15 protein-coding genes are annotated in these 14,109 nt (G+C 65.8%); 9 read left to right on the top strand and 6 right to left on the bottom strand.

All coding sequences use genetic code 11. From position 1 onward, the window contains the following. The first annotated feature begins 6 nt into the window (after nucleotides 1-6). Nucleotides 7-456 (top strand): DNA polymerase III subunit chi, encoded by a 450-nt coding sequence (locus tag FJ419_RS26260; protein ID WP_140700127.1) that lies wholly within the window; start codon nucleotides 7-9, stop codon nucleotides 454-456. Between the two features lie 34 nt (nucleotides 457-490). On the opposite strand, the gene FJ419_RS26255 is transcribed toward FJ419_RS26260, so the two are convergent. Both FJ419_RS26255 and FJ419_RS26250 read right to left on the bottom strand, forming a co-directional pair. Further along, complete coding sequence (locus tag FJ419_RS26255; protein WP_140700124.1) at nucleotides 491-913, bottom strand: hypothetical protein; 423 nt, start codon at nucleotides 911-913, stop codon at nucleotides 491-493. Nucleotides 914-987: 74 nt separating this feature from the next. Then, nucleotides 988-1,896 (bottom strand): LysR family transcriptional regulator, encoded by a 909-nt coding sequence (locus FJ419_RS26250; protein WP_140700121.1) that lies wholly within the window; start codon nucleotides 1,894-1,896, stop codon nucleotides 988-990. Between the two features lie 114 nt (nucleotides 1,897-2,010). Between FJ419_RS26250 and FJ419_RS26245 the strand changes: the two genes are divergently transcribed. From FJ419_RS26245 to FJ419_RS26215, 7 genes are all read left to right on the top strand, one after another. Then, the gene (locus FJ419_RS26245) at nucleotides 2,011-2,808 is read left to right on the top strand and encodes an alpha/beta fold hydrolase (protein ID WP_140700118.1); all 798 of its coding nucleotides are present in this window, start codon (nucleotides 2,011-2,013) and stop codon (nucleotides 2,806-2,808) included. An 86-nt stretch (nucleotides 2,809-2,894) separates the two neighbouring features. Next, a complete protein-coding gene (locus FJ419_RS26240) occupies nucleotides 2,895-3,884 on the top strand; it encodes a 3-oxoacyl-[acyl-carrier-protein] synthase III C-terminal domain-containing protein (RefSeq protein ID WP_140700115.1) in 990 nt (329 codons plus the stop codon). Between the two features lie 2 nt (nucleotides 3,885-3,886). After that, a complete protein-coding gene (locus FJ419_RS26235) occupies nucleotides 3,887-4,870 on the top strand; it encodes an NAD(P)-dependent oxidoreductase (protein WP_140700112.1) in 984 nt (327 codons plus the stop codon). Then, nucleotides 4,867-5,691: an MBL fold metallo-hydrolase gene (locus FJ419_RS26230; protein ID WP_140700109.1), complete on the top strand. Its 825-nt coding sequence runs from the start codon at nucleotides 4,867-4,869 to the stop codon at nucleotides 5,689-5,691. Before FJ419_RS26235 ends, FJ419_RS26230 begins: the two co-directional genes overlap by 4 nt. Then, nucleotides 5,688-6,944: a F390 synthetase-related protein gene (locus tag FJ419_RS26225; protein ID WP_140700106.1), complete on the top strand. Its 1,257-nt coding sequence runs from the start codon at nucleotides 5,688-5,690 to the stop codon at nucleotides 6,942-6,944. The genes FJ419_RS26230 and FJ419_RS26225 overlap by 4 nt, the downstream gene beginning before the upstream one ends. Then, nucleotides 6,941-8,086 carry a GNAT family N-acetyltransferase gene (locus FJ419_RS26220; protein ID WP_140700103.1) on the top strand — a complete coding sequence of 382 codons (1,146 nt, stop codon included), beginning with the start codon at nucleotides 6,941-6,943 and terminating at the stop codon, nucleotides 8,084-8,086. The genes FJ419_RS26225 and FJ419_RS26220 overlap by 4 nt, the downstream gene beginning before the upstream one ends. Next, complete coding sequence (locus tag FJ419_RS26215; protein ID WP_140700100.1) at nucleotides 8,083-9,081, top strand: Rieske 2Fe-2S domain-containing protein; 999 nt, start codon at nucleotides 8,083-8,085, stop codon at nucleotides 9,079-9,081. Before FJ419_RS26220 ends, FJ419_RS26215 begins: the two co-directional genes overlap by 4 nt. A 223-nt stretch (nucleotides 9,082-9,304) precedes the next feature. On the opposite strand, the gene FJ419_RS26205 is transcribed toward FJ419_RS26215, so the two are convergent. The 4 genes from FJ419_RS26205 to FJ419_RS26190 all read right to left on the bottom strand — a co-directional run bounded on the left by FJ419_RS26205 (nucleotide 9,305) and on the right by FJ419_RS26190 (nucleotide 13,331). Next, complete coding sequence (locus tag FJ419_RS26205; protein ID WP_140700097.1) at nucleotides 9,305-10,462, bottom strand: hypothetical protein; 1,158 nt, start codon at nucleotides 10,460-10,462, stop codon at nucleotides 9,305-9,307. A 99-nt stretch (nucleotides 10,463-10,561) separates the two neighbouring features. After that, nucleotides 10,562-11,632 (bottom strand): glycosyltransferase family 2 protein, encoded by a 1,071-nt coding sequence (locus FJ419_RS26200; protein ID WP_140700094.1) that lies wholly within the window; start codon nucleotides 11,630-11,632, stop codon nucleotides 10,562-10,564. A gap of 5 nt (nucleotides 11,633-11,637) precedes the next feature. Continuing rightward, entirely contained in the window at nucleotides 11,638-12,558 is a 921-nt protein-coding gene (locus FJ419_RS26195) for a lysylphosphatidylglycerol synthase domain-containing protein (RefSeq protein WP_140700091.1), read from the bottom strand. Nucleotides 12,559-12,857: 299 nt separating this feature from the next. Beyond that, a complete protein-coding gene (locus tag FJ419_RS26190) occupies nucleotides 12,858-13,331 on the bottom strand; it encodes a carboxymuconolactone decarboxylase family protein (RefSeq protein ID WP_140635988.1) in 474 nt (157 codons plus the stop codon). Between the two features lie 132 nt (nucleotides 13,332-13,463). On the opposite strand from FJ419_RS26190, the gene FJ419_RS26185 reads away from it, so the two are divergent. Next, nucleotides 13,464-14,084 (top strand): TetR/AcrR family transcriptional regulator, encoded by a 621-nt coding sequence (locus FJ419_RS26185; RefSeq protein ID WP_246676251.1) that lies wholly within the window; start codon nucleotides 13,464-13,466, stop codon nucleotides 14,082-14,084. Nucleotides 14,085-14,109 lie beyond the last annotated feature (25 nt).

Here is a 14,109-nt window from a genome sequence, read left to right as displayed (position 1 = left end):
TCCGGGATGACCGACATCCTGTTCTACCATTTGACCGAATCGACGCTCGAGGAGGCGCTGCCGGGCCTGCTCGAGCGCAGCGTCGAGCGCGGCTGGCGCGCGGTGGTGCAGACCGGCACGGAAGATCGCCGCGACGCGCTTGACCAGCATCTGTGGATTTTTCGCGACGATTCCTTCCTGGCGCATGCCACCGATCGCGAAGCCTATCCGACCGAACAGCCGATCCTGCTCACCACCGGCGAGAGCAACCAGAACGCCGCGCAGATCCGTTTCCTGGTCGACGGCGCGACGCCTCCCGACTTGTCCGGCTACGAACGCGCCGTCTTCCTGTTCGACGGCCATGACGCGGCACAGCTCGAAGCCGCCCGCGGCCATTGGAAGACGATGAAGGAAGCTGGCCACGCCGTCACCTACTGGCAGCAGACACGGGACCGACGCTGGGAACGCAAGGCTTAAAGCACCGTCGGCTAGGTGTTAGACCGACTTGGTCCTAGGGCGTTTTCTGCTGACCAAGCAGCAGCCGGTTAGCCTGCAGTAGATCGAGATAGCGTTGTTTCTCTGCAGGTGTGGCGTTGCAGAAGAACCGCAACAACTCGTTGGCACGGTCCTCAAAAGCGCGGAATGCTGGGTACTCTTTCGTTCCTGCGCTGTTTGAGCGAGTGAGCGTGAAACGGTTTCTGAAGTTCGACCCGTCTGTCGAGCTGGCAACCGCCACCTGATCTACTTGCCCGCCGACATACGTTGTCGACACGCGCGACGCGCTGCCATTCGGCTTTTCATCGACGGTCTCAAGGATCCCATCGCCGCCTGACCTGGGGCATTCGACCGAAATTCTCAGAAATTCGCTGTTGGCAGCGCTGTAATTACACATGCAAAGCAGCAAAGCGAACGCGAGGCTGGTCGAACGTTGCATTGGGTTGAGGTCCCAGAGTCACTGTTGTCCGCCAACTTGTTAGCACTGATCTTTAGGACAAAAGAACGGCAAATTTATCCGTGCGCGACGGGCTGAGCTCGACTCTGCGCCTGAAGATGTCGCCACAACGCCTCGGCCACAGGTCCGTGCGGCTTGTCGCGTCGCCGCACCGCGGCGACGGTTTCGCTGCGGCCGGGAATGTGCCGGCCGGCAATCGAGATCAGCCGTCCGTCGCGCAAGTCGTCCTCGATCAACCAATCGGGCAAATGACCCCAGGCGAGCCCGTGCAGGATCAGCTCCTTCTTCATCATATGGTCGGGCACCGAGCAGGAATGCGCGCCGTCGATGACGAAGAAGTTTTCTGGTGAAGGACGCCGCGTCGTGTCGCGGATCACGCATTGGGTGAAGGGCCGCATCGCTTCCGGCGCGACGTCATTCCTCGGGTCGAACGGCAAGAAACCCGGCGCCACCACCGGCACGAAGGCGACTTCACACAGGCCGATTCGTTCGAGATGCGGATCGGACAGGTCGGCGGGGTGGAAGACAAGGTCCGCTTCGCCGTCCATCAATCGCTCGACCGGCCCGCCGATTGCTTCATAGTCGAGATGCAGGCGCGTGCGCGGCCGCTCGGCGAAGAAGCGGCTGAGCAAGCCGAGTATTCTGGGCCGAGGGCAGACGTCGCCCATGACGACGCGCAGCATGGTTTCCTCGCCGCTCGCCAACTGGCCGGCATAGGTCCGAAGATGCTCGAACTCGCGGATCGTCAGTTGCGCCCGCGCATGGAACAGGCGGCCTTCGTCGGTCAAGCTCACCCGGTAGCCGCTGCGGTCCAGCAGCGTCAGTCCAAGTTGCTCTTCGAGCCGGGCGACGGCCGCGAATACCGAGGGATGCGTCCGGTGCAAGGCCTGTGCCGCGGCCTGGAAGCTGCCTCGGCGGGCGACCGCGTCGAAGCATCTGAGATCGTGAAGTTTCACGCCATCCATAGTCGATGATTCCTACAAGGATTGTCGCATCATAGTAATTTTCTTCGATGGTTTCCATGCTTACTTTGCCTCATCGAAAGCGTTGCAAAAGCGCCGAAAGGATGAGGACCCAAAATGACCGACACGCTTCACTTCACGGCGGGCGATGGCGCCCGCATCGCTTACCGGCTGGACGGTCCGGAAGACCGGCCGGTGCTGATGCTCTCCAACTCCATCGCCACGACGTTCCACATGTGGGACGGCCAGGTTCCGGAACTTGCCAAATCCTTCCGCGTGCTGCGCTATGATTTTCGCGGCCATGGCGGCTCCGACGCGCCGGCCGGCGCCTATTCGCTCGACCGTCTCGGCCGCGACGTGCTGGAACTGCTCGATTTCCTCGGGCTTGCCCGCGTGCATTTCCTCGGTCTGTCGCTGGGCGGTTTCGTCGGCCAATGGCTGGGCATCCATGCGCCGGAACGCGTCGAGCGCCTGATACTTTCCAACACCTCGCCGCATCTCGGGCCGGCATCCTATTTCGACGAGCAGATACGCAACGTGCTTGCGGCCAATGATCTGTCGGCGACGGCGGACATGTTCATGCGAAACTGGTTCCCGGCCTCCATGCTTGCCGGTCAAAACAAGACGGTCGAGCCATTCCACGCCGCGATCCTCGCCATGTCGCCGCATGGCCTGGCGGGATGCTTCGCCGCGGTCCGCGACGCCGATCTGCGCCGCCCGATTTGCCTTATCACCGCGCCGACATTGGTGATCGGTGGCGAGGACGACAAGGTGACGCTGGCAAGCCACAGCGAGGCGATCGCCGCGACGATCCCCGGCGCGGAACTCCTGCTTTTGCCGGGCGTCCACCTGCTCAATGTCGAGCGTCCGGCGGAGTTCATGGAAGCGGTGACGGGTTTCCTTCGGAAGCGATGATCTGGCAGTGCCGCATGAGCTTGGAAACGTCGCTATCGATCGCTTTTTGCGTTAGATAAGGGCCAAGCTCATGCGGCGGGGGGAGAATGCGGATCAGGATCGTCGGAACCGGCAGGGCGGTACCGGCTGAGCGCGTCACGACGCGGACGCTGGAGGAGCGGCTCGGCCTTGGCCACGGGGCGCTGGAAACCGCGACCGGCATCGTCGAGCGCTATGTCTGCGAGGGCGAATCGCAAATCGATCTAGCTTGCGCCGCGGCGACGCTGGCGCTTGAGGATGCTGGCCTCGATCCCGGCGCGGTCGACCTGATCATCGGCGGCTGCGGCGTGCCTTACCAGCCGCTGCCGGCGACCGCGCCCTTGGTCATGCAGCGCCTTGGGCTGGCCGACGGCTCGGCCGCCGCCTTCGACGTCAACAGCACGTGCCTGGGCTTCCTTACCGCCTTCGAGACCGCCGGCCGTATGATCGAGGCCGGGCAATGCGAGACGGCGCTGGTATTTTCGTCCGAAGTCGCCTCGCGCGCTTTGCCCTGGCAGGATGCGCCCGAGATCGCCGCGCTCTTCGGCGACGGCGCCGCGGCCGCCGTGCTGCGCAAAGGCGGCCAAGGCGAGGGCAAGGTGGCGGCCAGCCTGATGCGCACTTATCCATCCGCGTGGGCAGCCTGCGGCATCGGTTCGGGCGGCACGCGCTTCGATTTCCGCAAGGAGCAGGAAGCGTTCGCGGCGCACAGCCTGTTCCACATGAACGGCAGGGAACTGTTTCGGCTCACTTCACGCCATTTCAACGGCTTCGTCGCCGCTCTGCTCGAGCGCGCCGGCTGGCGGCATGGCGATGTCGATCTCGTCGTGCCGCACCAGGCGAGCCCCTTCGCGCTTGCCCATATGGCGCGTCAGACCGGCTTTGCGCCGGCAAAGCTCGTCGATATCTCCGCCCGCTTTGGCAACCAGATCGCGGCGTCCATTCCCTTCGCGCTGGACGTCGCGCGCCGCGAGGGCCGCGTGGCGCCGGGCATGAAGTTGCTCTTCCTCGGCACGTCGGCCGGCGTCTCCTTCGGCGGCATGGCGCTGGAGGTCTGAGGATGGCCGTGCTCGTCACCGGCGCCAGCGGTTTCTTGGGCTCGCATGTGCTCGAGCGGCTGGCTGCGTCCGGCACGCTGGCGCTCGGGCTCGGCCGCGATGAAGCGTGCTGCGCCGCGCTGGAGGCCGCCGGCCATCGCATCGTGCGCCACGATCTCGTGCGGCCGCTCGACGGCGCGCTCGATCCGAGGCTTGGCAGGGTCGAACGGATCATCCATTGCGCGGCGCTCTCCTCGCCTTTCGGACGCCTCGCGGATTTCGAGGCGGCCAATGTCACGGCAACGCGCAACCTTGTCGATTTCGCACGGCGGCAAGGCGTCAGCCGCTTCGTCCACATCTCCACCCCGTCCGTCTGCTTTGCCTTCCGCGACCAGCTTGGGCTCAGCGAGGACGCGGCCTTGCCGGAGCCCGTGAACCACTATGCCCGCACCAAGCGCGAGGCCGAAAAGATCGTGCTCGGCCAGCCCGCCATCCATCCGCTGGCGCTGCGGCCCCGCGGCATCTACGGCAAAGGCGACCACGCGCTGCTGCCGCGCCTGCTCAAGGCGGCAAGAAGCCGCCCGCTGCCGCTGTTTCGCGATGGCCGGGCGGCCATCGACCTCACTTACGTCGACGACGTCGTCGACGCGGTCATGGCGGCGCTTGCCGCGCCCGGGGAGGCGGAATGCCGGGTTTTCAACATCTCCGGCGGCGAGGTGCTGCCGGTCCGCCGCATCGCCGACGAGGCCTGCGCCCGCGCCGGTCTCGAGGCGCGCTGGCGGCCGACGCCGCTCATGCCGGCGATGCTGGCGGCGGGCCTGATGGAAGCGGTGGCGCTCCGGTTGCCTGGTCGGCCCGAGCCGCCGGTCACACGCTATGGGCTCGGTCTCTTCGCCTACGCGCAAAGCCTCGATCTTTCCAAGGCCAAGCGAGTTCTCGGTTGGACGCCGAAAATCTCGTTCGAACAGGGGCTTGACCGCACTTTTGCCGGCGGGTCCGGGCCATGAAGCTGCTCTTCGCCAACAGCGCCTGGGTGAGCGCCGCCGAACGGCTGATCCTGCGCGGCGGCAGTTGGCAGAGCGTCAGGCTGCGCGTCCGCTACGGGCTGATCTTTCACCCAACTGCCGGGCCGGTGCTCATCGATACCGGCTACACCCAAGAAGCTTTGAGCGGGGCGCGGCGCAGCCGCATGCTTCGGCTCTACGGTGCGCTGCTGAAACCCGAGCTCAACGCTGCCGAACAGGTCCTGCCGGTGCTTCGGCGTTTCGGCCTGTCGCCCGACGACATCCGCACGATCATCGTCACCCATTTCCACGCCGACCACATTTCGGGCCTGTCGCTGTTCCGCAACGCTCGCTTCATCGCCAGCGATGCCGCCTGGGCACGGGTCAAGGCGCGCAGCCCAAGGCAGAATCTGCGCCACGGCGTCTTCACCGAACTCTTCCCGCCGGATTTCGAGACAAGGCTGGAGGCGTTGTCCGCGAAGCGGCAGGTCGAGGCGCGCGAAGGCGCGCCAGGCGGCGCCGATCTCTTCGGCGACGGCAGCGTCATCGCGGTCGACCTTCCAGGACATGCCGACGGCCAGTTCGGCCTGCTGTTTACCGGCCCGGCCCGGCCGCTGCTCTACGCCGTCGATGCGCAATGGCTGCTCGCTGCATTGACCGAGAGCCGCTCGCCGGGTTTCCCGGCCACCCTGATCGCCGAGGATGCAGTGGCGATCGAGCCGACCAGCGCCATGCTGCGCCGCTTCCTCGCCTCCGGCGGCGAGGTGATGCTCTGCCATGATCCCGCGCCGACATCTTACGACCTTGCGCCGGAGGCTGCATGAACGGGCTGGCGGAAGCGGCAGGCTCCTTCGCCTTGACGCGCTGGGTCTCGCGGAAGAGCCGCGCGGATTTCGAGCGCTGGCAGGCGGCCGCTTTGCGGCGCTTCCTTGAGCGCGACCTGCCGCGCGCGCCCTTTTACGGCAAGGCGCCGGCGCGCCTCAGCGATCTGCCGGTCACCGACAAGGCGCTGCTGATGGCGCGCTTCGACGAATTCAACATCCACCGTCTCACCGCCGCGCAAGCCTGGGCGGCCTTGGCGGGCGAGGGCAGCGCCGGATCGCTCACAATCGGCGCCAGTACCGGGACATCGGGCAATCGCGGCCTGTTCGTGATTTCCGATGCCGAAAAATACCGCTGGCTGGGCGCGATCCTGGCCAAGGCGGCGCCCGATCTTCTCTGGCGCGGCATGCGCGTCGCGGTCATCCTGCCGCAGAACACCGAGCTTTACGACAGCGCCCGCAAATCGCGCCTGATCAAGCTCGCCTTCTTCGATCTGACCTCGGGCCCGGAAAGCTGGCGCGGCGCGCTCGAAGCCTTCGACCCGACGGTGATTATCGCGCCGCCGAAAATCCTGCGGCATTTCGCGAGCGAGGGTTTCCGTCTGCGTCCGAAGCGTGTCTTCTCGGCGGCTGAAACGCTGGATCCGGTTGACCGTTCGGTTATAGAGGATTTCTTCCGGCTGCCGCTCGATCAGATCTACATGGCGACAGAAGGCCTGTTCGCGGTCACCTGCCGCCAGAGCGGACTGCATCTTGCCGAAGACTCCGTCTTCTTCGAATTCGAGCCGGCGGGCGAGGGGCTGGTGACGCCGCTGGTGACGGCCTTTCGGCGCCGGACACAGATCATGGCGCGCTACAGGATGAACGACCTGTTGCGCTTGTCCAAAGAACCTTGCCGCTGCGGTTCGCCGCTGCGCTGCGTCGACGAGATCGTCGGCCGCATGGATGATGTGTTCCGGCTCATGTCGCCGGACGGCCCGGTCCTCGTCACGCCGGATGTGCTGCGCAACGCCGTGCTCAAGGCCGATCGCCGCATCGATGATTTTCGTCTTGTCCAGACCGGGCCGGACAGGGTCGAGCTCAGCCTTCCGCCGACGCTTCCGGACGATGCGGCGGCTGCCGCTCTTCAAGCTGTGCAAGCGTTACTGGGCGCGCGACAGGCGGCGGCGGCCGTCACGCTCGTCCGCTCGCCGCTGCCGCTGGAGACAGGCCGCAAGCTGCGTCGCGTCGAAGCCCGCCTGGAGCGCGCGCGATGAGCGGCGCGGCGATGGCGCAAAGGCCTGTGCAGCAGGCCGACCGGGTCGAGAACAAGCCGGCAAAGGTCGAGGCTTTTGTGCAGCTTTTCAACGAGGTGCCGGTACGCGATCTCGTCGCCAATCTGGACACGAAAGTCGAGACGTTCGAAATCGCCGGGCGGGTTTTTCCGCTGACGTTGAACGACGAGAGCAAGGCGCACAATTGCTACATCTGCTGCCTGACCAGCGCCTATATCGACTACGCGATGGATGAGACGCGCAACTTCGCCGGTCGCCCGCTGCTGCGTCGCGCGCTCAACGCGCTGATCAAGGCCTGCGCGCCGCTGGTCAGGGCGAGCGGCCTCGACCGTCAGGCGCAGGTCAACAACTGGCTCTATTCGACCAATCCGGTGCCGCTGCTCGACCGGCCGGCGATCGCATCGCTTCGCGCGACCTTGACCGCGCGTTTCCCCGATCGCGCCATCGTCATCCGCTCGTTGAACGATATCGCCGATCCCGCAACCATTGCCGCCTTGAGGGCCGAGGGGTTCCGCATGCTGGCGGCGCGCCAGATCTACATCTTCGCCGATTGCAGCGCCGCGCCCGCAATGACGCGCGACATGAAGCGCGACCGCGCCCGCTTGCGCGCGACACCGTTCGAGCGGGTCGGCAATGGCGATTTCACCGAGGCCGACTACGCGCGCGCCGAGCAGCTCTACACCATGCTCTATCTCGACAAGTACACGCCGCTCAATCCGCACTACACCGCCCGCTACATCGCCGAGATGCACCGGCGCGGCATCATCAGCCTGGCGGGATTGCGCCGGCCGCGCGGCGAGCTGGTCGCCGTCACCGGCCTGTTCGAGAACGGCGGCACGCTGACCCAGCCCATCGTCGGCTATGACACCAGCCTGCCGGTCGCCGACGGGCTTTATCGCATGATGATGGCGGTGGCGCAGGATCACGCCACAGCGCGCGGCCTGTTCTTCAACATGAGCGCGGGCGCCGCCGATTTCAAACGCCGGCGCGGCGCGGTCGCCGCGATCGAATACAACGCCGTCTATGCCGGGCATCTTGCGCGCCGTCGGCGCGTGGCGATCCGCGTCATCGAGGCCGTGCTGGCATGGGTCGGCGTCCCCCTGCTCAGGAGGTTCGAACTGTGAGCGAGCGCGGCGGCGGGGAAGCCTATTGGCAGGCGGTGGCGTTGTCGACCGACATCGGCAGACGGCCGAAGCGCGTCCTGTGCGACGGCGCGCCCGTGGTGCTGTTCCGCTCGGCGCAAGGCATTGCGGCACTTTTTGATCGTTGCCCGCACCGGCTGGTCGAGCTGTCGACCGGCAGGATCATCGGCGGCGAGATCGAATGCCCCTATCATGGCTGGCGTTATGACGGCGAGGGACGCTGCACCGCGATCCCCGGCCATGTCGGCGCCATGCCGCATTACCGGGTCCGCCGCTATGCGGCGATCGAGCGCGACGGCGTCGTCTTCATTTCTTCCGGCTCGCCGACGAGCGAGCCTTACCTGCACTGCATGCAGGGCAAGGATGTCATCGTGCGGCGGGTGCGCTCATCGACGCAGTCAACGGTCATCGATGCGGCGGAAAACATCCTCGATGCCACCCATACCCATTTCACCCATAAAGGCCTGCTGCGCGGCCTGACCTCGAAGCGCCATCTGGTGAGGGTCGAGGTGACCGGCGGCAAGGGCTGGGTCGAGGCCTGCTACACCGGCGAGGACCGTCAGCAGGGCCTGATCAGCCGGCTCTTGGAAGGCGAGCGTGCGAAGACCATTGGCCGCTTCCGCCATCCCGGCATCGCCGAGCTCGAATATTGGGGTAGGGACGGGCTGGTCTTAGCCACCACCTTCCATCTGCGCCAGGCGGATAAGCACACCGTCGAGGGTATCGGCTGGCTGATTGGCCGGCGCCAAGGCCTGCTCGGCGAGATGAAGGCGCTGGCCTTCAAGCCGCTTTTCAACGTCGCGCTGCACCAAGATCGCCGGGTGCTGAAATCGGCCAGCGACAACGCCCGGCTACCGCCGCAAGCCCTGCCGGTGATCGGCCCGCTCGATTTCCTGCGCCGCGACATCGCCGCGATCATGGATGGGAAGATGCCAGCGGCTGCGAGCGAGGCAAGGGTGCATGAGATTGAACTGTGATTGTTTGCCGATAAGGCGGCAACATCGCGTTCCTTCGCGCCCCCCTCTGGCCTGCCGGCCATCTCCCCCACGAGGGGGGAGATTGGCTGTCGCGCCGGCTTTGCCAATCGCCGGCGCGGCAGGAGGAGCGGGGCGCCCGAGCTGCTGATCTCCCCCCAAGTGGGGGAGATGTCCGGCAGGACAGAGGGGGGCGCTGTCCCGCCAGCTTCTACAATATGCATGCCTAGCCCGGCCCATTCCACTCGATATCGCGCGTCGACGCCGCCTGCAGGCTGATCCGCTCGCGCAACGCCATTTGTGCAATCTCCGCCAGCGCCGGCCATTGCGCCTTAACCGGCGCTGAATCTTCCGGCCAATCGAGCAATTCCTGGCCCCCGCGCATCGCCTTTCGGAATTCGCCAAGCCCGCCCGAACGCACCGCCACCGGCAATCCGTAAATCCACATCGCGAGCCGCACCGTTTGCGGGGCGATGACGTCGGGCGTGACTTCCTGACCGTCGCCGAGCACGGCATCCACAAAGCGCGCGGGGTCGCGAAAGAAATGCAGGCCGCTCACCGCGCGCGGATTGCATTCGAGCGGTAGCACACGGCCGCCCGGCTCGCGCATCAGGTCGAAGGAAATCTGCCCGGTCCACGTGGTGCCGGCCACGATCCGCTCGACCAGCTCGCGCGCGGCCTCGTCCTCGACCCGCTCGAAGAAGATGCCTGCGCCCTTTCCGGCACGATAGAGCGAGCGGTAGAGTGCGAGCGCCTTGAGCCTGCCCTGGCGCGCCACCGCGTAGGCGCTGATCTCCTCGCCCTCGACAAAACGCTGCGCCACCCAGGGCATGGGGGCCGAGGGCGCGATCGCATCGAGCGCTTCAGGCGGCGGACGCAGCAGCACATGGCTGGCAAAGCGCGACCAGACCGGCTTGAACGCCAGCTCGCGAGAGCGGCCGCGCACGACCTCCATATCGCTACGCGAGCTGAGCAGCGTCGTTTCCGGCACCTCCAGCCCGAGCCGTTCGGCGAGCCGGATGAAGCTGTGCTTGTTGTGGACCTCCGCCAGCAGCTCGATATCGGGCGCGAACATTTTTGCCGGCATGCTCCTGCCGCGCCAGGCAAGCGCAAGGTGAAAGACCTCCTCGCAGGTCGGGACGACGAGGCCGATGCCCTCGGCCCGGATCAGCTCCTCAACCGCATCGGCATAGGCTCGCGGCTCGAAGCGCGGCGGCGGCAATCGATGATAACGCGCGCAGGCTTTGCTCGCCGCCGCGATCGGCCGCGCCGGCGTGTCGGCCAGGATCACCCTTTGGCCCGCGCCATGGAAAAGGCGCGCCAGATGCAGCGCAACCGGCGCCCGCGCCCCGGTAATCAGGATGGATCCGTCAGCCCCCGGCATCGCTCATTCGCGTCGTTCCCGTCGCGAAAAATCGTTGCGCGAAATCGGCGTGGTTGGCAACGCGGGCAGCGATCGGTGCCGGAGCGGCAAGATCATTTCTTACGCGGCTTCGCCTTCTCGGCCGCCCGCTTGCTTCGGCCAATGCCAGCCTTCGCCCTCGCCATGCGTGGCCTGCGGCCGCGCCACATAGGCGAGCGCGCCATTGGCCTCGAGATAGACGCGCGACAGCATCTCGGCGAGCACGCCCGACGTCACCGCCTGCAGCGCGGCGATCACCAGGAAGAAGCCGGTGATGAGCATCGGCCGCGTGCCGATGTCCTGCCCCCAGAAAACCTTGATCGCTAACAGATAGGCAAGGATCAGCGAGCCGAGCACGCCGAGCACGATGCCGATGCCGCCGAAGAAATGGCCGGGCCGCGTGCGGTAGCGCAGGAAGAAGAACATGAAGACGAGGTCCAGCACCACGCGGAAGGTGCGCGAGATGCCGTATTTCGACTTGCCGTGGATGCGGGCGTGATGCGTCACCACCTCCTCGGCGATGCGGCGCGGCGTCGTCACCGTCGCGAGCCAGGCCGGGATGAAGCGGTGCATCTCGCCATAGAGCCGCACGCTGCGGATGACGCTGCCGCGGAACACTTTCAGGCTGCAGCCATAGTCCTTGAGCTGCACCCCGGTGACGCGGGCGATCAGCCTGTTGGCGATGCGCGAGGGCAGGCGGCGCATCCAGAAACCTTCCTTGCGGTCCTTGCGCCAGCCGGCGACGAGGTCGAGATCCTCGGTCAGCAGGCGGTAGACCATGCGCGGAATGTCGAACGGGTCGTTCTGCAGGTCGCCGTCGAGCGTCGCGATGACGTCGCCGCGCGCGGCGTCGAGGCCGGCCTGCATGGCGGCGGTCTGCTTGTAGTTGCGCACCAGTTCCACGCCATGCACATGCGGCCCGTATTGCGCCGCCAGCCGGCGGATCTCGGCGGGCGTGGCGTCGGTGCTGCCGTCGTCGACCAGCACCACTTCCCAGGGCTGGCTGTAATTTTCCATCGCCTGATGGATGCGGACCAGCAGCGGCTCGACATTGTCGGCTTCGTTGTACATCGGGACGACGATGGAGAGCTTGTGCTCGGGCATGACGGCGCCCTCGGGCAATCCGGAGGCCGGAACGGGAAGCACGTTCATGGCGGTCATTTCCTTGCCGGCCCCGCCGCCGGGGTTTCCGGCAGCGTCGATTTCGAGGGGAACAGCCAGGCGATCGCACCGGTTGCGACCGCCGAGCACAGGATGAAGAGATGCAGCGCGAGCGCGGCCTGCAGGCCGTCCTTCATGGCAATGTCGGAATAAAGCAGTGCGGCGGCCGCGCCCGCTTCATAGGTGCCGAAACCGGCGACACCCTGTACCGGCAGGATGGCGGCCGCCTCCGCCCCGACCGCGCCGGGAAAGGCGGTCTGGAACGAGGTGTCAAGCAGCATGGCGAGCAGCCAGCCCTGCACGCCGAGCTTCAGCGCCCAGTTGGCGATCGTCCACCACCAGCCGTAGCGCGAGCGTCCCGTCGCTTCGGTGAAGATGTCGCGCAATTTGCCGAGCGTCGAGACGATCCTGCTGCCGCCCGCCGTCCAGTTGTGCGGCGCGCGCGCCCAGCGCGGCAGGTACCATGCGGCGGCGATCAGCGCCGCGATGCCGGCGGCCCGCAGCGCCGGATGCAGGCCCGGCCAAACCAGGCAGGCCAGCACCCCGACGACGAAAGCGTCCTGCAGCCTGAACCACAACAGCGAAGCGCTGGCGCGCACGATCGGCACGCCGAACACCTGGCGCAAAAGGATCGGAAAGGCCGTCTCGCCGCCGCGGAACGGCACGATGTTGATCATCGCATTGTGGACCAGGATGACGCGAAGCACGGCGCCGAAGCGGCCGTTCACGTCGTCGCGGAACTCGTCGCAGACACGCAGCGCCCTGAGCACATAGGTGACGAACAGCGCCGCCGCGACTGCCGCGAAGGCGCCTGGCGTAATGGAGGCGAAGGCATCGCCGACCATCTTCCAGCGCTGGTCGCTGGCAAGCCATGCCAGCAGCGCCAGAGTGACGATTATCGATATCGCTCGCTTCAAACAGGTCTCCAACGGGCCGCCCGGTCGGGGCGGAAGCGCCATCCGGCGCCGGTCCGATATCGGATCCGTGCCGGCTTTTTCAAGGCGCTGTTCCTATAGAGCAATTCCAGGAAAAGTGTGAGCGGTTTTCCGTCCGGAATTGCGTCGAAACAAAGAGATAGAGCGGTTCGCCGTTTCCGTGAAACGGTGAAACGCTCTGGCGCAGCGGCGGCGACGAATCCACAAGCTTGGTTGGAGCCTCGATCGGGATGGCGAAAAGCGGGCGGGTTTCGCGCCCGCCCGCTTTGCCGTGATAAGCTCTACTCTCCGCCCATCTCTTTCTTGAACTGATCGAAATCGACCTGCATGCCATTGAAGATGGTGCTCCAATGGCGCGTCAGTGCCGCCATGGTGACGGCCTCCTGGATCTCCTCGTCGGTGGCGCCGGCGTGCTTGGCGTTCTGGGTGTCCGACCAGATGCAGTAGCTACAAGGGATCTGCGCCGCGACCGCCAGCGAGATCAGGGACTTCTCCTTCGGCGTCAGCGCCGTCTTGTCGCTGAGCTCGATGGCCTTGACCTCGGCCCAGGCGCCGGGCAGACCGGCCTTGGGGAACTGTTTGATGAAGCTCGGCACACCGCCCATCGTCGACTGGATGTCCTTGAGCGCGGCGTCATAGTCATCGGCGCGGGCAGGCGCGGAGGCGAGCACTGCGGCAGACACGCCCGCCGCGGCGATCAGCGAGGCGAAGCGAAGGTAGGAATGCGCGGTTGAGACGATGCGAATGACTGACATGATATTCTCCTCTGGTTTTTGTTAGCCTTACGATGTAAGGTGTGCGGAAGATGAACCTTACAGTGTAAGTTGTCAAGCGCCATGGATGCACCGAGCAAAAAAAAGCGATCCCGCGGAAAACTCTCCCGCGAGATGATCGAGGACGCCGCCTTCGAGGTGATCGAGCGGGAAGGGCTTTCCGGGTTTTCGATGCGCAAGCTCGCCGCCAGGCTCGGCTGCGAAGCGATGAGCATCTATCACCACTTCCCCTCGCAGGCGCATCTCTACGAGGCGCTGGTTGACCACCAGATGAGCGGGCTTGTGATCCCAGACGGCAGCCTGCCCTGGCGCGAGCGGGCCCGCATCGGCATGCAGGAATTCCGGCGTGTCGCCACCGAGCACCCGGCCTTTGCGCCGTTCATCGTCGTCTACCGCATGAACTCGCCGCCCTGCCTCGCCAAGCTCAACGCCATCATCGGCCTGTTCGAGGATGGCGGCTTCGGCCCCGAGCTCAGTGCCCGCCTGTTCCGCGCCGCAAGCTACTATCTGATGGGCGCGATCCTCGACGAGACGGCCGGCTACGCCAAGGGGCCTTCGGCGGTCACCACCGTCAGTAACGAGGAACTGGCGCGCGACTATCCGAGCGTCATGAAAGCCGGCGCCTATTTCGGCGCCGCCAGCTTCGACAAAACTTTCGAGCTTGGCCTGGAAATGTTTCTGGACGAGATGGAGCGGGTCCGCGAAGCTGCGCGAAACGAACCCGTCAAAAAATAGCAGCGATCTCGCTCAGAAGACCAAG

Source organism: Mesorhizobium sp. B2-6-2 (assembly GCF_006440615.1).
In the GTDB taxonomy this organism is placed as follows: domain Bacteria; phylum Pseudomonadota; class Alphaproteobacteria; order Rhizobiales; family Rhizobiaceae; genus Mesorhizobium.
Note: the sequence above shows the minus strand (reverse complement) of the source record. Positions and strands in the feature narration are given on the sequence as shown.